Here is a 17,951-nt window from a genome sequence, read left to right on the forward strand (position 1 = left end):
AGCTCGCTACTTATTGGGATCTGTATGTCCTACCTCGATGATTTCCTCGCCACTCGCCTATCCCTCAGCGAAGTTCTAGATGAGTAGCTTCTAAGAGACTACCCTGGCATGAAAGGCTCAAATGCCACATTCTATTCTCACAACAAGCAAAGAATAGGTGGTCGCCGGAGCTAACTACTATTATTAAGTCGATTTGTCGGCATCGCCCACTCTCAACCGGAGGTTTACATGGCTGAAAAAGCCCCCCTGGTAGTCACAGACGTACATAAGAAGTTTAATGACCTGGAAGTCTTGAAAGGGGTTTCGCTTAGGGCCGTAAAAGGTGACGTAATCTCAATGATAGGTTCGTCAGGTTCAGGCAAAAGTACTTTTTTAAGATGCATCAATCTGCTTGAAATCCCCACCTCAGGTGAAATAGAAGTTCACGGCGAACAAATCACCTTCGCCACCAGTCGAAACGGAGAACGCAAGCCTGCCGACATCAAGCAGGTGGAGCGCATGCGCTCCCGACTATCCATGGTGTTTCAAAGTTTCAACCTCTGGTCGCACATGACCGTTCTGGAAAACATTATTGAAGCGCCCGTTCATGTGCTCGGCGTCCCTAAAAAAGAAGCGTTGGAAAGCGCAGAGCGCTACCTTCAGAAAGTCGGTATCTGGGAGCGTCGTAACTACTATCCCGCACAAATGTCCGGCGGACAGCAACAACGCGCAGCCATCGCCAGAGCGCTGGCTATGGAGCCTGACGTCATGCTGTTTGACGAACCCACCTCCGCGCTTGACCCAGAGTTGGTCGGCGAGGTGCTGAAAGTCATGCGCTCGCTTGCGGAAGAAGGCCGCACCATGATCGTGGTGACCCACGAAATGGCCTTCGCCCGCGACGTTTCCAGCCAGGTGGTGTTTCTTCACCAAGGCAAAATCGAAGAGCAGGGCTCTCCTGATAAAGTATTCAACAACCCGGATTCCGAGCGGGTTCGACAGTTTTTGGCTCCGAAGTATTAATCCTATACAGGGCCAATTAAACCGTGCGCGACGTCCTTCGGTTCATCGCTGCACTTTCGCAGAAAATGGGGTTTAGAAAACGGTGGCCAAGCCATCAGTCTGATAATAAATGTTGAGGAAATTTCATGAAAAAGTTACTCATTACCTTGGTGTCCGTACTGGCTTTTTCGTCAGCCCAAGCTAAAGACTGGAAAGAAATCCGCATCGGCGTTGACGCAACCTATCCTCCCTTCGCCTCCAAAAACGCCGCAGGCGAACTGGAAGGCTTCGATATCGAAATCGGAAACGCGCTGTGCGCGGAGATGAAAGCGAAATGTGAATGGGTAGTGCAAGACTGGGACGGCATCATCCCTGCGCTGCTGGCCCGCAAGTACGACGCAATCCTGTCATCCATGTCCATCACTGAAGAGCGTCGCGAAAAAGTTCTCTTCTCCGACAAGTACTACAACACGCCATCCGGCTGGGTAGCCAAGAAAGGCGCAGGCATTGATCCTTCCGACATGAATCAGCTGAAAGGCAAATCCGTTGGCGTTCAGCGCGGCACCATTCAGGACACCTATGTCAGTGAAGAGCTGAAAGACATCGTCAACATCAAGCGTTACGCTGGTCAGGATGAAGCCTACCTGGACATGAAAGCTGGCCGTCTGGACCTGCTGTTCGTTGACGCACTGGCCGCCGACGGTGGTTTCCTGAAGAAAGAAGCCGGTCAGGACTTCGAATTCGCCGGCCCCATGATCACTGAACCCGTCCGCATCTTCGGCGAAGGCGCAGGCATCGCTGTTCGTAAGCGTGACACCGACCTGGCCAACAAATTCAACGCCGCCATCAAGAAAATCCGCGGCAACGGCGTGTACAAGAAAATCAACGACAAGTACTTCGAAATCGACGTTTACGGCAAGTAAGCATCTGAAGGGAGGTTTCGGCCTCCCCTTACCATCAATCGATCAGGCGATTTTATGTTAGATCTGAAAGGTTACGGCCCCACTATCCTCAAAGGATCACTGGTTACCATCGAAGTAGCCATACTTTCTCTATTGCTCGCCTTGCTGTTGGGATTGTTGGGCGCAACCGCAAAACTATCCAGAAACCCGATTTCCAAAGCAGTAGGCACCGCGTACACCACCGTGATCAGGGGCGTGCCCGATCTGGTTCTGATGCTGCTGATTTTTTACGGCGGCCAGATTCTGATGAACAGCCTTTCGGACTGGCTATACGACCAGTTTGAAATCGACACCTATATCAATATCAACGCCTTTGTCGCAGGCGTACTGACCATTGGCTTTATTTTCGGCGCTTATATGTCAGAAACTTTTCGCGGCGCTTTCCTCGCCGTCGAGCGCGGCCAAATTGAAGCCGGCCTGGCGTACGGCATGAATCGCTGGCAGATTTTCAAACGCATTATGTTTCCACAGATGATGCGTCACGCCCTTCCCGGACTGGGCAACAACTGGCTGGTCATGCTGAAAACCACCGCACTGGTCTCCGTCATTGGCATGGAGGATATGGTGCGCGCCGCCCACCAGGCCTCTGCTGCGCTACAGGCCCCATTCATGTTCTTTATTCCGGTGCTTTTGATATTCCTGGCGCTGACTTCCATTTCCGAGTTTTTATTCAAAAAGCTGGAAACTCACTATCATGTTGATTCCAGGAGAACTTCCCAGTGATCGAGACGCTTACCACCTGGCTCAACCAGAATAAAATTTTCAATGTCGGCACTCTGGAGTACTACTGGGACGGCTTGACGGTCACCGTTCAAATGGTTTTCCTGTCACTGCTGATCGGCTTGGTTATCGCCATTCCACTGGGCATATTACGCACCAGCAAGAACCCCTGGATAAACAAGCCAATCTGGCTCTATACCTATATGTTTCGCGGCACGCCACTATTGATCCAGCTTTACTTGATCTATTACGGCTTGCCCGCGGTGCCCGGAGTAAAGGACTCTTTCATCTGGCCCCTACTGGCTAACGCGTTTTACCCGGCTATGCTCGCCTTCATTCTGAATACCGCAGCCTACACTACCGAAATTATTCGCGGAGCCATTCAACAAACGCCCCAAGGGGAAATTGAAGCCGCTAAAGCTTACGGAATGTCCTGGTGGTTAAGCATGCGACGCATCATTCTACCCAACGCCTTCCGCCGGGCCCTGCCAGCGTATAGCAACGAAGTTATCTTCATGTTGCACGCCAGCGCCATCGCCAGCGTGGTGACGATTATCGACCTGACCGGCGCAGCCCGTTACATCTATTCCAAGTACTATGCGCCTTTTGAGGCCTTCACCTTTGTCGCCCTGATCTACTTGTGCCTGACCTTCACCATCATTTATATCTTCAAGCGTCTGGAACACAATCTCATGGCCCACTTGAGACCCGTAGGAAGCTGATTTGTCTATGAGCGCCTTATTCGCCCCTCACAAGGACTTCTTATCCGCCACGCTGGCTGACATCCCTGAGGGGCGGGAAGCTGCGCAAGAGAGGGAAGTCGTTGAAAATAACGGTGTGGTATTCCGCTTCACCGGTCATGGCGCACTGATGTGCGCGCCTTCATCTCCAGTCACCCCCAGGCTGATTATCTCCGCAGGCGTACATGGCAATGAGACAGCCCCAATAGAAATCGTGAACGAAATCGTTTCCGAGCTCTTGGAAGGGCTTCATCCTGTCCGTAGAGAGTGCCTTTTTCTTCTCGGAAACCCTCCTGCCATGAAAGCGCAGGAGCGCTTTATTGATATAAACCTCAATCGTCTTTTCAAAGAAAGCGCCACCGCAGGTCCAGGGTATGAACCTAACCGGGCGGCGGAGCTTATCGCACAAGCACAGGACTTTGTGCCGCCTGGAGAGACGTGCTGGCACTATGACCTGCACACAGCGATTCGAGGCTCGCAGATTGAAAAGTTCGCGGTCTATCCCTTTCTGCCAGCTCGGCAGTGTCCCACTTTACAACTTAAGCTGTTAGCAGCCAGTGGAGTGGAAGCTGTATTGCTGCAAAACAAACCCGCCGCGACATTTTCAGGCTGGAGCGCAGCAGAATACGCCGCAGAAAGTTTCACGGTGGAGCTGGGCAAAGTGTATCCATTTGGCGAAAACGATCTGGCGGGACTCGCCAACCTGAAAAGTCAGCTTCTGGCACTGATTGCAGGCGATGACGCCGCCATCAAATCCTATAGCGGAAAACTGCCTGAGCAGTTTCAAGTCGTTGAGGAAATCATTAATACAGGCAAAAACTTTCAGCTGAACATTGCAGAGGACACGCCAAACTTTACTGAGTTGGATGTGGGCTACTCTGTATGGAGGGATGATGAAGCGGAGTATGTCGTTTCGGACAGCCCCGTGCGCATCGTCTTCCCTAACTCCAAGGTAGGGCCAGGTCAACGCGCAGGGCTGTTGGTCAGGCCACTGCCTGGAATATTACTGAGCTGATTCAGCGGGTTGATCCCGCTTGCCTACAGGCTTATTACGCACCGGCAGCGTGAAATAAAAAGTGCTGCCGCCACTTTCTCCCGGTCTGAAACCAATCTCGCCGCCATGGGAATGAATAATGGACTGACATAACGTCAGACCTATTCCCATCCCCGACTTTTTCGTGGTGAAGAACGGACTGAACAAATTGTTCTGATGCTCTTCCGCAACGCCGGGTCCTTCGTCCGTCACTTCGAATAAAATGCCTTTACCGTTGGCCTGAGCCACCTTGAACTTAACGGAGCCGCGCATATTCGCGTGCCCCATCGCCTCCATGCCATTGCGCAACAGATTCAAAGCCACCTGCTGCACCTGTACCGGCTCGATATAAAGCTCTGGCAACAAAGGCTCGATATTCGCGCGCAACTCAATGCCGTGCTCCTTGGCTTCAATTTCCGCCAACTCCAGAATGTCTTTGGCGAGGGTATTAGCGGATAAAATCTCCTTACCCTGTAACGGCTTCTTAACGAAGTCGCGAATATGCTGAATCACCTGACTGGCGCGCAAACACTGGCTTTCTATCTTCTTAAGCGTTTCATCCATCAGCGCCTTATCCAGTTGCTCCGCCTTAGCGATGCGGTTGGCGACGCGGATGTAATTGACGATGGCGGTAAGAGGCTGATTCACCTCATGCGCGATCCCCGCCGCCATCTCCCCCATCATGCTCAAGCGGGAGATATGCGCGAGTTGGGAACGCTGCGCTTCCGCGCTTTGCCTGGCCGCTTCCAACTCTTCAGCCTGCCTGATCTCTTCCGTCGTGTCATGAAATACAACGACGGCATGGGTCGCGTGATCGTCTCTCGCCGTTGGCGTGACCGTAAAGGTGACCGGATAGACAGAGCCGTCCGGACGGGTGAACAAGGCGTTACCAATGCGCAGCGCCTCATTCTTGCTTAACACACGCTGCAGGCGCTCGGTCATACGATCCAAGTCGAAGGCATTCTCCCCTTCGGGATTTTCGGCCTGATTGAAATGCAATTGCACAAAGGAGCGCCCGAGAAGGCTGCCTTCGTCGCATGCGTTCATGCGTCCCGCCGCAGAGTTGGCGAAAATGATTTCGCCACGGCGACTTAATCCATATATCCCCTCGCTCATGGCGGACAGGATGCTCGCCTTATCTATCTGCAGCTCACGGTTACGGGCTTCCAGTTGCTGTTCCAAGCGATGAATCTTCAGGTGGGTCTCCACCCTGGCGATCACTTCTTTAACCTGGAACGGTTTGGAAATATAGTCCACGCCGCCGGCGTCGAAGCCCATCACTTTGGAGTCCGTATCATCCAGCGCGGAAAGGAAAATAATAGAAGAAGACGCAGTGGCCGGGTCCTGCTTCAAGGTGCGGCACACCTCAAAGCCGTCCATACCGGGCATCATCACGTCAAGAAGAATCAAGTCAGGGTGGGATTTACGAACGATACTAAGCGCTTTTTCGCCGCTATCCGCCACTAACAGCTTATAGCCGCGACCATCCAACGTTTCGTAAAGGATTTTCAGGTTAGCCGGATTATCATCCACCAGCAGAATCTGGTCCTGTCTGGATAGCTTGGATACTGCTTTGTTATCTACCGTCGCCATGCTCCACCGAGAAAAATGCCGGAACTTGCGACTATAGACAGCCGTATCATCCCGTTTAATACGCGATAACCCTTACAGACTTGGGGGCGACTCTCACCCTCTGGAAAGCTGCGGCGAGCGCCGCAGAAATTAGCTTCTTGCGGCCAGCACCATCTGCACCAACTGCGCCAGCGAATGCGTCCCCATCTTCTGCATGACGCGGGAGCGATGGATCTCCACAGTTCTCTGGCTGATGTTCAATTCAATGGCGATCACTTTATTGGCGTTACCCTCAATCATCATTTCCATGATTTCCAGCTCACGCGGCGTCAAAGACTCTATTTTTTGACGCAGTTTCTCTTTGTGCCGCAGTGCTTCCTTCTGTTCGGCGTCCATCGCCAAAGCGCCTTTCACCTTCTCCAGCAGATCTTCTTCCCGGTAGGGTTTCTGCACAAAGTCCACAGCGCCAAGCTTCATCGCTTCAACCGCCATAGCCACATCGCCATGTCCGGTTACGAAGATAACAGGCAGCGCACACCCCATTTCAAGTAGCTTCTTGTGCAGCTCCATGCCCGTCATTCCAGGCATACGGATATCCAGAACCAGACAGCCATTCAGATCGGCGACTTCCTCTTCCAGGAAGCTTTGGGCGCTGGAGTATCCCTTGGTACTGTAACCTTCCGCCCGCAACAGGAGCAGCAGAGAGTCGCGAACAGCTTCGTCGTCCTCGACTACATAGACTATCTGGTTCATTACATTCATCTTGGCTATTTACCTATTTTTCTTGCAGGTTCTTTTTGCTCATCATTTTAGGTTCCGACGCCAGCAACAACGCCGGATCGAGCCTGGTCTGAAACCAGTTTATACGCCAGTCCAGATGCGGCCCTGTGGCGCGGCCGGTAGAACCGACTTTAGCGATTTCCTGTCCCTGTTCCACTTTGTCCCCCACCTTCACCAGAATCTTATCCAGATGAATAAAGGTGGAAGACACGCCATATCCGTGATCAATTACCAGGGTTCCCCCTGAAAAAAACATATCAGGGTGCGTCAGCGTCACTTCTCCTGAGGCCGGCGCAACCACGGGAGCGCCTCTCGGCGCTGCGATATCCAGACCGTAGTGCGGACGCCGCGGCTCCCCATTGAAATAACGCTGGCTGCCATACACTCCAGTAATCGGCCCTTTTGCGGGAGAAATAAACCCCTGTAAAAAATAGTTTAGTCGGGAATCACGTCCCCGCGCACGGGCAACTTGAGCGTTTTCCTCTCGAATTCGCTTAAGATCGTTCGGGTCGGGCTCCATCATCTTCTTGGGAATGCCCTCGATATACTGGATGTCGTAGTCTCTGGCGGAAATAGTGATGGGCTGAGACCACTCTTGTCCATCCGCCAAACGGACTTTCAGGGTATGCGACAAACCATCGTCGCGCTCGAAACCGAAGACAAAATGCCCATCCTTCGTCAGCTCAAGCTTATGGTCGTCATACCAGACCTGAGCGTCAGCGGCAGTTTGCCCGATCACAAGACCGCCTTGAGTTAAGTCGCCCTTGAGTTCAATAGGAGACGCCGCCCACACACGAGCGCAGAGAGTAAGAGAAAGAAGAAGCATCCAGTGCGGAAGGCTTCGCAGAAGTCTGATTAACATCATTTTTAACGATTAGACCGCGCGCAAAACAAATGGCGAACCACTTTGTGGTATTCTCATTATCATAGCCGTTAGTGGAAGCGGGTAAAACCGTTTATCCGCCCGATAGCTGACAAATGTAAGCGGAGGCAGGCGTTTCTAACCTGATTTTAATGATGGCCCAACTCCAACCGCCCCAAAGTTATCCTACTCGCTATTGGCATCAGCTGGATGATGGCCGTATTCAGTGCGATATCTGCCCTCGCGCCTGCAAACTGCATGAAGGACAGCAAGGCTTATGCTTTGTGAGAGCGCGAGAGCATGACGCGATTGTTTTGACCAGCTACGGTCGATCCAGTGGATTTTGCATTGATCCAATAGAGAAGAAGCCCTTGAACCACTTCCTGCCAGGCACGCCAGTACTGTCTTTTGGCACTGCCGGCTGCAATCTCGCCTGCAAATTCTGCCAAAACTGGGATATGAGCAAATCCAGAGAAATGGATACTCTCGCCGCCACCGCCATGCCGCAACAGCTGGCTGAGGCCGCCCGACATTACGGCTGCCGCAGTATCGCTTTCACTTATAACGACCCCGTGATTTTTCACGAATACGCAATTGATGTGGCCCAAGCCTGTCATGAGGTCGGCGTAAAGTCAGTCGCTGTGACGGCCGGCTTTATGTGCCCGGAGCCCCGCCAGGAGTTTTATCGCTACATGGACGCCGCCAACGTTGATCTGAAAGCCTTTACGGAACGCTTCTACCATAAGATTTGCGGCGCGCACTTGGCGGAGGTGCTGGACACCCTGGTCTACCTGAAGCAAGAGACATCGGTTTGGTTCGAAATCACCACACTATTGATTCCAGGTGAAAATGACTCCTCCCAAGAGTTGGAAGACATGTCTAAATGGGTGGTTGAACACCTTGGCCCAGACGTTCCTATGCATTTCTCCGCCTTTCACCCAGACTGGAAAATGAGGGATACCCCCCACACGCCGCCGGAAACACTCACCCGCGCCAGGAACATCGCCATGAAGAACGGCGTACGCTACGCATACACCGGCAACGTTCACGACAGCCAAGGCGGCAGCACATGGTGCGCCAGCTGTGGAGAGTTGCTGATAGAGCGAGACTGGTATCGCCTCGGCAGATGGGGCTTGAATGAACACGGAGAGTGCCGCCATTGCGGAGCCGCCTTACCGGGCGTATTTGAGTCGCGTCCAGGCAACTGGGGCCCTCGTCGCCAACCCGTAAGGATTAGCTAAAACGCATGCAGTTACGCCAACATCCAGATCTACAGATTGAGCCCATTACAATAGCCAACGGTGCGCTCACCCTCATCCACCCGCTACTGGCGGACGCTGACGCCGCATTTGTTCTAGAAGACTTAACCCAGCATTTGGATTGGCGTCAGGACAGCCTGCGCATACAAGGTCGTACTATTCCTATCCCGCGCCTGCAAGCATGGTATGGCGAACCGCACTGTCATTATGCTTACTCCGGCCTGCGCCTTAACCCCACTCCATTCTCCCCGTTGTTACAACAGTTGCGTCATATCGCCTCTGAACACGCCGCAGCCAAGTTCAACTGCGCTCTGTGTAACCTGTATCGAAACGGACAGGACAGCGTTTCATGGCACGCTGATGATGAGCCAGAACTGGGGCCCGCCCCCATTATTGCTTCTTTTTCTTTTGGCGCGACGCGCACGTTTCAGATTAAGCCCAAACGGGGAGGCCAAACCCTGGCGATAGAGCTGTTGCATAACTCGCTGCTGATCATGTCTGGAGACATGCAGCGCCACTGGCGCCACCAACTACCTAAAACGAAGGCGCCCGTGGGTCCGCGAGTAAACCTGACTTATCGATATATTCCCGCCGCCTGATTGCTCTCCACTCAGTCTTGATATCTATCGCCGCACACCAGTAAACGGTTGCGCATCCTCAATGATGAATTAGAATCTGCGGCGTGGTTATCCGTTAAACCGGTTTCGAGAAAAACATGTCTATTAACGACAAGCTGCGTAGGCAGCTTTACATCATTATTTTTCACGCTGACACCCCTGCCGGCAAAGCCTTTGACATAGCGCTGATCGGCGGCATTCTCATAAGCGTTATCACCGTTATGCTGGACAGCGTCAGTGATTTCCGGCTGAAGTATGGCGACTGGTTCGTGGCTATTGAGTGGTTCTTCACAATATTGTTCACAATTGAGTATCTGTTGCGAATTTACTGTGTGGACAAGCCCGTTCGCTATATTTTCAGTTTTTACGGCATTGTCGACCTGCTCTCCATCATCCCAACCTATCTGAGTTTGTTCGTGGGCGGCGCGCACTATCTTCTGGTTATCAGGGTGCTCCGAGTTCTGAGGGTATTTCGTATCTTAAGGCTGGCGAAGTATGTCTCTCAGGCCAATCTGCTATTGCACGCAATTCGCCAAAGCCGGCAAAAAGTGACGGTGTTTCTGTTTTCCATCCTGGTGCTGGTCACTTTGTTTGGCTGCATGATGTATCTAATAGAGGGGCCCGCTAATGGTTACACCAGTATTCCACGCAGCATCTACTGGGCAATCGTCACACTCACAACAGTGGGATATGGGGACATCGCCCCGAAGACTGATTTTGGCCAAGGCATGGCGGCGATGGTCATGGTGATGGGCTACGCCATCATCGCTGTGCCAACCGGTATTTTTACCGCCGAACTTTCCAATGTCCTGCGCAACAACTACCTAAGCCTGGCCTGTCGTTCCTGCGAGAAAGATTTACACGAAGCGGAAGCCCGTTTCTGCAGCCATTGCGGCGCAAGGCTCCCTTTGGGGACAGTAGTTAAACCAGTTAAAGCCCATAGTTAGGCATGCGGCTAGAGGCGCCGCACGCCTTATCTAACGAGAAGAGACGTTCTAGTGACGTCTCTCCGCCATTTTCAACTGCTTCAGTTTTTGCTGAACCATGCCAAACAGCGTATTACGACTATAAGTTCCTTTTTCGTTTGGCTGTCCGACTCGCAAGCCCGTCAAAATCTCCAGCGCTTCTCCCACATTCCTGACGGAATAGATAAAGAATTTCTTCTCCTTGCAGGCATCCAGCACACGCTTGTTCAGCATCAGGTTGTGTTCGTTGGAAGCGGGAATTATCACGCCCTGCTCTCCACTTAAGCCTTTGATGCAACAGGTTTCAAAAAAGCCTTCAATCTTTTCGTTGACTCCGCCGACCGGCTGAGAGTCGCCAAACTGGTTCATTGAGCCGGTAATCGCAATATTCTGTTTGATAGGCGCATCGGAAATAGAAGAAATGATTGCGCAAAACTCCGCCATGGAAGCGCTGTCGCCATCGACTTCACTATACGACTGCTCAAAGGCGATACTGGCGGAAATCCTGATTGGGCCATTTTTGCCGAAAATTGAAGCCAGATAGGCGGACAGAATCATCATGCCCTTGGAGTGAATAGCGCCAGCTAATTTAACGTCACGCTCGATATCGATCACTTCGCCATCGCCATAATGCGTGGTTGCAGTCACCCGGCTCGGCACGCCAAACTCATGATCGCCCGTACTTAGCACAGACAACGCATTGATTTGTCCCACTTTCTCTCCGATAGTGGATATCAGCGTGGTGCCGTCGCGGATGCTGTCGAACACCTGATCACGAATTCGACTCGAGCGATATTCAGCGCTACGCAAAGCCTTGTCTACATGCTCTGAATGGATCATTTTAGCCTTGGCTTCATTGGCCCAATAGTTACTCTCGCGCAAGAGATTGGCGATATCCGCCGCGTGCAAAGACAGTCTGTTCTGATCTTCAGCGACGCGAGCGCTATGCTCAAGAATTCTCATCACTGCATAGCGATCACAAGGCATCAGTCCCTTTTCGCGCACCAGGCTGGTAATAAAGCGAGCGTAGTGCATTTGCGTTTCAGGGGTGCGCGAAATCTCGCTTTCAAAGTCCGCTGTGACCTTAAACAGTTCGCCGAAGTCCGGGTCATACTGCTGCAGCAACAAGTAAGTATCCCTGTCGCCAAACAGGACGATCTTCACTTCCAGCGGCATTGGCTCCGGCTCCAGAGAAATCGTACCGGACAGCGTTATCTCTTTCTCCAGCGCGTTCATAGTCACATTGCCTGAGCGCAGCGTACGCTTGATCGCATCCCATACAAAAGGCTGCTCAAGCACTTTGACGGCGTCCATAAGGAGATAACCGCCATTGGCGCGATGAAGAGCGCCGGGCCGGATTAATGTAAAGTCGGTAAACACGGTGCCTTTATAGGTGACATTTTCCACCGCCCCAAACAGGTTGAAGTAGTTGGGGTTATCTTCCACGACGATCGGCGCATTGCCATTGGCGTCATGATGGACCATCACGTTCACCTGATAGCGTCTGGGCAGCTTGTTATCCATAGTGGCCGCCGCCAGAGCCGCCTGTTCTTCGCCGTCGTCCAGAAAAATCTCAACGTTCTTCAGCAAGTCCGCCTGAATGTGTTCCAGGTGCTCGACGACTTCCAAATGCTCACGATACTTTTTCTTCAGGTTGTCGATCAGGTGCTGGGAAACCGCCAGCGCTATCTCTTCATTCAGCGCTTGCTGCTTGTCCGCATACTCCTGTTCCCACTGGCTGAGTCGACGCAACACTGTGCGGAGTTTTTTCTCCAGCTTGTTGATGGCGTCTTCAAATTCTTGTTGGCGCGCTTCGGGCAACTCCGCAAAAGTCTCCGCGCTATATGGTTTTTCACCGTCCGTGGCCACCAGACGATAGCCGCCCGGGGTCGTCACCGTCAGGCTGATTTGCTGCTTTTTGGCGGCGTTGGCGATACGGCTAAGCGATTTTTCCTGCTTCTGGCTCAGTTCGTTTTTAATCTGCTCTGCGCGCTCGTAATATGACTCGTTATCAAACGCCTGCGGAATGCCTTTCTGCAAGCGCACCAAAAGCTGCTCCAGATCTTTCTTTAACGGCATTCCCAGACCGGCTGGCAGGCGCAGTACTTTAGGCGAGCGCACGTCATCAAAGTTGTTGACGTAGCACCAATCGCTGGCGACCGCCTCAGAGCGCTTTTTCTCCAGGAAGCGCATGATCATCGTCCGCTTACCCAGACCGTTGCGGCCGATGGCGTATATGTTATAGCCGGCGTCCGCCATGGATATGGCGAACTGCACTGCCTCTTGAGCGCGGTTTTGCCCAAGAATGCCTTCCAGCGGCTCCAGAGCACGGGTGCTGCTGAATTTGAAATCTTTTGTGAGACAGGGTTTGTAGAGCGATTGGATTGGTAGGGGCTTTTTCTTACTCATAGACTCCGCCCGATGCTAAACCGGGGCGTCAAAATGCGTGTATAGATCGCTGCTCGCCACGCCGGCTCACCTGCGACTTCCCAAAAAAGGGTCAAGTTTAACCAAATCAGCTTTAGCGCAAAACCGCTTTTACACAATTATCCGTCATGCTCCCCGTCACCACGCCCAGCGACACTAGCAGCCAGTAAAAGCACAGCATCTTGAATAGTCGGATTAAAGTTTTTTCTATATCCGCCGTTATAAGTTTAGCGTAACTCCGGTTACGGCGACGCCGACCGAAAACAGGGCCACACGCGACAATTCAAGGCGAGTTAATACAACAATAGGGAATGATTGAAAAAATGAAAGACAACCTGTTAGAGGAAATCCAACCATGTACATTAATGACGCCAGAAACAGGCCTTCCCCCCCTAGCGCAGCTTCCTTGAAGCAGTCCGCACAGGTCGAGTCAACGCCGGCGCAGGCTCCCCTGACAGAGGGCGAGTTGCATGACCGTCGCATGCGTCCGGATCGCCGGCGCAGTGAGGGAAACGACTACGAGGGCCAGGAGCGCCGCAAAAGAAGGGACCGGCGCACCCCAAAACTGCTCGGAGCGCGAGACGGGCAGCCGGAAGAGCTGGAGAGTAGAACAGGAAGGCTGGTGAATACGGCTGTTTGACCTGTCGCCCCCCCCCCCAGGTTGCGCCAGCTCACAAAACGCAAATCTGAGCATTTATTATCCAAATCCAACTAATAAAATAAGAAGCCCGGTAAAGGGAATCCATCGGGCCTAACGCTATTACCAAAAAGATATAGACTCAGCACAAGATCATGCAGGAAGTGACTTTTCCCACCCAATCAGAACGTCGCATCAAAATACGGCATACCACGTCAGCCCTGACAGCAGTGGTTTGTTTGTCAGGCCTGTTCAGCCGCTCCAAGACTCGCATCGTTGTTAACTGCATAGACTTTAATCGCTATGGCATGGCGTTTCATAGCAGTCAGAAATTTCGTCTCGGCGAGAAGATTGAACTTTGTTTCCGTGGCCGCTACATTGCTGAAAACGGCATTCAGGCGCAAATACTTAACTGCAGCGAACATGAGTATGGCTTCAGATACGGCATCCAATTCGCCTATTGCGCTTCCAGCAGAGATTACTCCAGAGAAGTTGATAATGCTTTGTCCCGTATTGAAGGTTTATTCAGCAAAACGCAGGAAACCTGTCGCTCAAGAGCCTCATGACTAGACCATCGACCCTGTTGGATTGCGACGGGCTGATACTCGCGGGCGGCAAAGGTCAGCGTGCGGGCGGCAATGACAAAGGACTCCTTTCCTGGCGCGGTCAGCCTCTCGCCCAACATATCCAATCCACATTCGCCAAAACCTGCGAACGGGTATTAATCAGCTGTAACCGCAATGCAGCCCAATATCAACGCATGACGCCTTTTGTCTTTCCAGATGCCTGGGGAGAATTTGCCGGCCCTCTGGCGGGAATCTACTCCGCACAGCCGCATATGAGTAAAGAGTGGCTGTTGATCAGCCCCTGCGATACGCCCCTTCTAACACCTGAATACGCGCTTCGAATGTTTGCCGGCAGGCGGGATAATCTGATAAGCATCGCCTGGGATGGAGAGCGGCTGCAATATCTGCACTGCCTGCTTCCCGCCAGCAGTTTTGAAGATATTCTTCGCTATCTGCAAAGCGATGGACGCAGCGTCAAACGCTGGCTTGACTCACGCCCATTACAAAGAATCGACTTCAGCGATCGTCCAGAAATGTTTTATAACATCAATACGCTGGATGAACTGGCGCATCTGGACAGCTCTCAAGGACAATAACAAAAATACTCGCGCCACTAGGTTCGCGCCAAGTCACTACTGCTACTCCGGTTCGGAACTCCACTCTCCCGCCCTGACCTGATCGCTTTCTTTGGCCTCCACCCAATGCTCCCCTTCCGCCGTCAGTTCTTTCTTCCAGAATGGGGCCTGCACCTTTAAATAATCCATGATGAACTCGCAAGCGGCGAAAGCGTCACCACGGTGGGCGCTTGCGGTCACCACCAGCACAATCTGATCTCCCGCCCAGAGTTCGCCAACACGATGGATGACTCTTACTCCATTCAAATCCCAGCGCTGAAAAGCTTCCTTTGCGATTTTAGTCAGCGATTTTTCTGTCATCGCAGGATAGTGCTCCAGATAAAGCCCCTTTACATCTGGCTTATCACTGAAATCCCGCACCAAACCGACAAAACTGCAAACCGCGCCAACAGCGGTATCGCCATCCGTCAATCGACGCGTTTCCTCTCCGAGATCAAAGTCGTCCGTTGTCACATCGATTCTTATGTTGTCACTCATCGTTCAGAAACCACCTGATAAAGGCTGCGCGCCGCGCGCAATAGATAAAGAAATGCTGACTAACACTTTAAGTTTTTAAGGAAAGAATTTCTAATAGGCGGCCGTCGTTCCAACAAACCTGAACAATAAAGATGCTGTGAAAGGAGCCAATCATGAGCTATATGCTGCTCAAACACATTCATATGACCTGCGTTGCGTTGACCTTCGCGTCCTTTACCTTACGCTTTATATGGATGATTCTGGGGAGTCCACTCTTACAGCACAAATTAAGCAAGGTTCTTCCGCACATTATCGACACATTGCTACTGTTGAGCGCCATAGGACTAGCGCTAAAACTTCAGCAATACCCTTTCCATAACGGATGGCTCACCGCAAAAGTGGTGGGATTAATCATTTACATCGCGTTAGGCGTTTTCGCGCTCAAGAGAGGTAAGACAAAGAGGACTCGCGTCCTGTTTGGACTTGGCGCCTATACAGCGTTCGCCTATATCGTCATGGTCGCCCTGACCAAAAGCAGTTGGCCATTACCGCTTTAAATCTTTCCGCCAAATTAGTATTGCGTGCCGCTTTTATCCTCGGGTTCTAGGTCACCCGGCTTAGGTGGCGTCACGTAATAGCGCTTTTGATCAAGCTCTTTGACTTCAGGATCGCTGACAGGATTTCGTTTCCTACTTCTTACCACCCAAATCACAACCGCAACCACTATAGCTAGCAATACGACCCACTTCATATTCGTTCTCCCTCTCCACAACAGCTCAAGTTACATTTTCGATTCCACAATGGCTGTCGCCAATTACAGACAATCTAACTATTTGAAAATTATAGAGATAATTTCAAACACCGGCGTTCTGGTAAGAAAAAGGCAACCCTTTTCACAATAGTCTAAAAGCAGAAAGAGATAAACAGAAAGCTTAACTCTTTGTTTTTTATAAATATTTCCAACATCCCGACATTATTGGCACGAATCCTGACTAAGAGCGCGGGGCGTTATCTGTTTATAGCGTCAACTTATAACTCTAACTCTACTAATAGGGGAATGATTTGAATCAAGTTAACTTTGAGGTCAAAGCCCTTTCATACTTAAAAAGTATTTTTCACCGCGCCAAATCAAATTCTAGATCCATCACTGCCATTTTGGGCTTCACTCTGGCAAGCGCCCTATTGACTGGGTGTGGCGGTGGAGGAACTGGAGGAGCGTCCTCTGGGATTGATGAGAATACGCCTCAAATCGCCGCTGCGAAGCAATCAACCAATTACGCCCGTAGCGCATTTATCTTTTGGGAGCCTCCATATACTCGGGAAGACGGCAGTGATATCGAGCTATATGAACTGGAAGGCTATCGCGTGTATCACCAACATGAGTCAGACAATGACTGGCAATACACCGAAGTTGGGGATCAGCAGTTTGAGTATGCGTTTTCCAACCTGGAAAAGGGCGTCCACTATTTCGCCGTCACCGTACTGGATATCAATGGAATGGAAAGCGAGCCTTCCAGGATTATGACTAAGAAAATCCTTTAACACGGGTCAACCAGCCATCCGACAAGGACAATACTCGATACGGAAAAGTAGAGAGAAGGAATATGGACAAGGAAACGCAATAAGGGCGGCTCAAGGGCCGCCCTTATTTTTAGTAGAAAGGTAATATATAGAAAAGCCCGGGTTATTCAGCCTCAACAGGAGCAACTGGCGCTTCTTTCTCTTTCACCGGCGTCTTCGGCATCAACTTCTCTCTGATGGCGGTTTCGATTTCTACCGCAATCTCAGGATGCTCTTCCAGATACCGAGAGGAATTGGCTTTACCTTGACCGATCTTGTCGCCTTTGTAGCTATACCAGGCGCCAGACTTATCAACAAAGCCTTCCTTCACGCCCAGATCGATAATCTCTCCGGTGCGGTAGATGCCACGACCATACATGATCTGGAAATCCGCTTGCTTAAAAGGCGGAGACACTTTGTTCTTCACCACTTTCACGCGAGTCTCGTTACCAACGACCTCCTCTCCTTCCTTCACAGAGCCGACGCGGCGAATATCAAGACGGACGGAAGCGTAGAACTTGAGTGCGTTACCACCAGTAGTGGTCTCTGGCGACCCGAACATTACACCGATTTTCATACGAATCTGGTTAATGAATATCATCAAACAATTCGCTTGTTTGACGCTACCAGTCAACTTTCTCAGCGCTTGCGACATCAAGCGAGCCTGCAGACCCACATGGGAGTCTCCCATTTCGCCCTCAATTTCCGCCTTGGGCGTCAACGCAGCGACGGAGTCGATAATGATGACGTCGACGGCGCCGGAGCGAACCAGCATATCGGCGATTTCCAGAGCCTGCTCGCCCGTGTCGGGCTGGGAAACCAGCAGTTGATCGATATTAACGCCAAGCTTCTCTGCGTAAATAGGGTCCAGCGCGTGCTCCGCATCAACGAAAGCGCATGTCTTACCCTGACGCTGCGCTTCCGCGATCACTTGCAGAGTCAAAGTGGTTTTACCGGAACTCTCCGGTCCATAGATCTCGACAATACGTCCGTATGGCAAGCCGCCGATGCCAAGAGCGATATCCAGTCCAAGCGAGCCAGTAGAAACGGAAGGAATAATTTCTCTGGGCTGCTCTCCCATCCGCATAACCGCGCCTTTACCGAACTGACGCTCAATTTGTGATAAAGCGGCCGTCAACGCCTTCTTACGATTGTCATCCATTCTTAAACACCCTTTATTTC

Annotated in this window: 20 protein-coding genes; 13 read left to right on the forward strand and 7 right to left on the reverse strand. The window is 51.7% G+C overall.

Annotation, left to right across the window (positions count from 1 at the left end; genetic code table 11):
• The first annotated feature begins 228 nt into the window (after nt 1-228).
• The 5 genes from HCH_RS23400 (at nt 229) to astE (ending at nt 4,415) form a co-directional block, all read left to right on the forward strand.
• On the forward strand, nt 229-999 hold the full coding sequence (locus HCH_RS23400; RefSeq protein WP_011398953.1) for an ABC transporter ATP-binding protein: 771 nt from the start codon (nt 229-231) through the stop codon (nt 997-999).
• 125 nt (nt 1,000-1,124) lie between these two features.
• Entirely contained in the window at nt 1,125-1,901 is a 777-nt protein-coding gene (locus HCH_RS23405; protein WP_011398954.1) for an ABC transporter substrate-binding protein, read from the forward strand.
• A 54-nt stretch (nt 1,902-1,955) separates the two neighbouring features.
• Nucleotides 1,956-2,663: an ABC transporter permease gene (locus tag HCH_RS23410; RefSeq protein WP_011398955.1), complete on the forward strand. Its 708-nt coding sequence runs from the start codon at nt 1,956-1,958 to the stop codon at nt 2,661-2,663.
• Complete coding sequence (locus HCH_RS23415; protein ID WP_420794879.1) at nt 2,663-3,382, forward strand: ABC transporter permease; 720 nt, start codon at nt 2,663-2,665, stop codon at nt 3,380-3,382. The genes HCH_RS23410 and HCH_RS23415 overlap by 1 nt, the downstream gene beginning before the upstream one ends.
• Nucleotides 3,383-3,389: 7 nt before the next feature.
• The gene (gene astE / locus HCH_RS23420) at nt 3,390-4,415 is read left to right on the forward strand and encodes a succinylglutamate desuccinylase (RefSeq protein ID WP_011398957.1); all 1,026 of its coding nucleotides are present in this window, start codon (nt 3,390-3,392) and stop codon (nt 4,413-4,415) included.
• Here the strand turns inward: astE and HCH_RS23425 are convergent.
• From HCH_RS23425 to HCH_RS23435, 3 genes are all read right to left on the reverse strand, one after another.
• Nucleotides 4,404-6,026: an ATP-binding response regulator gene (locus tag HCH_RS23425; RefSeq protein WP_011398958.1), complete on the reverse strand. Its 1,623-nt coding sequence runs from the start codon at nt 6,024-6,026 to the stop codon at nt 4,404-4,406. The genes astE and HCH_RS23425 overlap by 12 nt on opposite strands.
• Before the next feature lie 129 nt (nt 6,027-6,155).
• Nucleotides 6,156-6,758 carry a response regulator transcription factor gene (locus tag HCH_RS23430; RefSeq protein ID WP_238384924.1) on the reverse strand — a complete coding sequence of 201 codons (603 nt, stop codon included), beginning with the start codon at nt 6,756-6,758 and terminating at the stop codon, nt 6,156-6,158.
• A 22-nt stretch (nt 6,759-6,780) separates the two neighbouring features.
• Nucleotides 6,781-7,524, reverse strand: a complete 744-nt coding sequence (locus tag HCH_RS23435) for a M23 family metallopeptidase (RefSeq protein ID WP_238384925.1) — start codon at nt 7,522-7,524, stop codon at nt 6,781-6,783.
• 275 nt (nt 7,525-7,799) lie between these two features.
• Between HCH_RS23435 and amrS the strand changes: the two genes are divergently transcribed.
• The 3 genes from amrS to HCH_RS23450 all read left to right on the forward strand — a co-directional run bounded on the left by amrS (nt 7,800) and on the right by HCH_RS23450 (nt 10,470).
• On the forward strand, nt 7,800-8,888 hold the full coding sequence (gene amrS / locus HCH_RS23440) for an AmmeMemoRadiSam system radical SAM enzyme (RefSeq protein WP_011398961.1): 1,089 nt from the start codon (nt 7,800-7,802) through the stop codon (nt 8,886-8,888).
• A 5-nt stretch (nt 8,889-8,893) separates the two neighbouring features.
• Nucleotides 8,894-9,505, forward strand: a complete 612-nt coding sequence (locus HCH_RS23445) for an alpha-ketoglutarate-dependent dioxygenase AlkB family protein (protein WP_011398962.1) — start codon at nt 8,894-8,896, stop codon at nt 9,503-9,505.
• 116 nt (nt 9,506-9,621) lie between these two features.
• Nucleotides 9,622-10,470, forward strand: coding sequence for an ion transporter (locus tag HCH_RS23450; protein WP_011398964.1), 849 nt, complete (start codon nt 9,622-9,624; stop codon nt 10,468-10,470).
• A gap of 48 nt (nt 10,471-10,518) precedes the next feature.
• Here the strand turns inward: HCH_RS23450 and HCH_RS23455 are convergent, their stop codons facing one another.
• Nucleotides 10,519-12,897 (reverse strand): Lon protease family protein, encoded by a 2,379-nt coding sequence (locus HCH_RS23455; RefSeq protein ID WP_011398965.1) that lies wholly within the window; start codon nt 12,895-12,897, stop codon nt 10,519-10,521.
• A 373-nt stretch (nt 12,898-13,270) separates the two neighbouring features.
• Between HCH_RS23455 and HCH_RS23460 the strand changes: the two genes are divergently transcribed.
• From HCH_RS23460 to mobA, 3 genes are all read left to right on the forward strand, one after another.
• Complete coding sequence (locus tag HCH_RS23460; protein WP_041598883.1) at nt 13,271-13,555, forward strand: hypothetical protein; 285 nt, start codon at nt 13,271-13,273, stop codon at nt 13,553-13,555.
• Between the two features lie 152 nt (nt 13,556-13,707).
• Nucleotides 13,708-14,118 (forward strand): PilZ domain-containing protein, encoded by a 411-nt coding sequence (locus tag HCH_RS23465; RefSeq protein ID WP_011398966.1) that lies wholly within the window; start codon nt 13,708-13,710, stop codon nt 14,116-14,118.
• Nucleotides 14,115-14,714: a molybdenum cofactor guanylyltransferase MobA gene (mobA, locus tag HCH_RS23470; protein ID WP_011398967.1), complete on the forward strand. Its 600-nt coding sequence runs from the start codon at nt 14,115-14,117 to the stop codon at nt 14,712-14,714. The genes HCH_RS23465 and mobA overlap by 4 nt, the downstream gene beginning before the upstream one ends.
• A gap of 42 nt (nt 14,715-14,756) precedes the next feature.
• Here mobA and moaE read toward each other — a convergent pair whose 3' ends face one another.
• Nucleotides 14,757-15,230, reverse strand: a complete 474-nt coding sequence (moaE, locus tag HCH_RS23475) for a molybdopterin synthase catalytic subunit MoaE (RefSeq protein WP_011398968.1) — start codon at nt 15,228-15,230, stop codon at nt 14,757-14,759.
• Nucleotides 15,231-15,382: 152 nt separating this feature from the next.
• Here moaE and HCH_RS23480 point away from each other — a divergent pair, with 152 nt between their 5' ends.
• Nucleotides 15,383-15,766: a SirB2 family protein gene (locus HCH_RS23480; RefSeq protein ID WP_011398969.1), complete on the forward strand. Its 384-nt coding sequence runs from the start codon at nt 15,383-15,385 to the stop codon at nt 15,764-15,766.
• A 14-nt stretch (nt 15,767-15,780) separates the two neighbouring features.
• Here HCH_RS23480 and HCH_RS23485 read toward each other — a convergent pair whose 3' ends face one another.
• Complete coding sequence (locus HCH_RS23485; protein ID WP_041598884.1) at nt 15,781-15,960, reverse strand: hypothetical protein; 180 nt, start codon at nt 15,958-15,960, stop codon at nt 15,781-15,783.
• Nucleotides 15,961-16,271: 311 nt separating this feature from the next.
• On the opposite strand from HCH_RS23485, the gene HCH_RS23490 reads away from it, so the two are divergent.
• On the forward strand, nt 16,272-16,751 hold the full coding sequence (locus tag HCH_RS23490) for a fibronectin type III domain-containing protein (protein WP_011398970.1): 480 nt from the start codon (nt 16,272-16,274) through the stop codon (nt 16,749-16,751).
• 142 nt (nt 16,752-16,893) lie between these two features.
• Here the strand turns inward: HCH_RS23490 and recA are convergent, their stop codons facing one another.
• Complete coding sequence (recA, locus tag HCH_RS23495) at nt 16,894-17,931, reverse strand: recombinase RecA (RefSeq protein WP_011398971.1); 1,038 nt, start codon at nt 17,929-17,931, stop codon at nt 16,894-16,896.
• Nucleotides 17,932-17,951: the final 20 nt, after the last annotated feature.

This window comes from Hahella chejuensis KCTC 2396 (genome assembly GCF_000012985.1).
GTDB lineage: Bacteria > Pseudomonadota > Gammaproteobacteria > Pseudomonadales > Oleiphilaceae > Hahella > Hahella chejuensis.

What these genes read in the sequence shown, in the direction of transcription:
- recA (WP_011398971.1), bottom strand. Translation starts at nt 17,931, where the DNA reads ATGGATGACAATCGTAAGAAGGCGTTGACGGCCGCTTTATCACAAATT.
- HCH_RS23450 (WP_011398964.1), top strand. Translation starts at nt 9,622, where the DNA reads ATGTCTATTAACGACAAGCTGCGTAGGCAGCTTTACATCATTATTTTT.
- mobA (WP_011398967.1), top strand. Translation starts at nt 14,115, where the DNA reads ATGACTAGACCATCGACCCTGTTGGATTGCGACGGGCTGATACTCGCG.
- astE (WP_011398957.1), top strand. Translation starts at nt 3,390, where the DNA reads ATGAGCGCCTTATTCGCCCCTCACAAGGACTTCTTATCCGCCACGCTG.
- HCH_RS23480 (WP_011398969.1), top strand. Translation starts at nt 15,383, where the DNA reads ATGAGCTATATGCTGCTCAAACACATTCATATGACCTGCGTTGCGTTG.
- HCH_RS23465 (WP_011398966.1), top strand. Translation starts at nt 13,708, where the DNA reads ATGCAGGAAGTGACTTTTCCCACCCAATCAGAACGTCGCATCAAAATA.
- HCH_RS23425 (WP_011398958.1), bottom strand. Translation starts at nt 6,026, where the DNA reads ATGGCGACGGTAGATAACAAAGCAGTATCCAAGCTATCCAGACAGGAC.
- HCH_RS23445 (WP_011398962.1), top strand. Translation starts at nt 8,894, where the DNA reads ATGCAGTTACGCCAACATCCAGATCTACAGATTGAGCCCATTACAATA.
- HCH_RS23400 (WP_011398953.1), top strand. Translation starts at nt 229, where the DNA reads ATGGCTGAAAAAGCCCCCCTGGTAGTCACAGACGTACATAAGAAGTTT.
- HCH_RS23405 (WP_011398954.1), top strand. Translation starts at nt 1,125, where the DNA reads ATGAAAAAGTTACTCATTACCTTGGTGTCCGTACTGGCTTTTTCGTCA.
- HCH_RS23460 (WP_041598883.1), top strand. Translation starts at nt 13,271, where the DNA reads ATGTACATTAATGACGCCAGAAACAGGCCTTCCCCCCCTAGCGCAGCT.
- HCH_RS23485 (WP_041598884.1), bottom strand. Translation starts at nt 15,960, where the DNA reads ATGAAGTGGGTCGTATTGCTAGCTATAGTGGTTGCGGTTGTGATTTGG.
- HCH_RS23430 (WP_238384924.1), bottom strand. Translation starts at nt 6,758, where the DNA reads ATGAACCAGATAGTCTATGTAGTCGAGGACGACGAAGCTGTTCGCGAC.
- moaE (WP_011398968.1), bottom strand. Translation starts at nt 15,230, where the DNA reads ATGAGTGACAACATAAGAATCGATGTGACAACGGACGACTTTGATCTC.
- amrS (WP_011398961.1), top strand. Translation starts at nt 7,800, where the DNA reads ATGATGGCCCAACTCCAACCGCCCCAAAGTTATCCTACTCGCTATTGG.
- HCH_RS23410 (WP_011398955.1), top strand. Translation starts at nt 1,956, where the DNA reads ATGTTAGATCTGAAAGGTTACGGCCCCACTATCCTCAAAGGATCACTG.
- HCH_RS23455 (WP_011398965.1), bottom strand. Translation starts at nt 12,897, where the DNA reads ATGAGTAAGAAAAAGCCCCTACCAATCCAATCGCTCTACAAACCCTGT.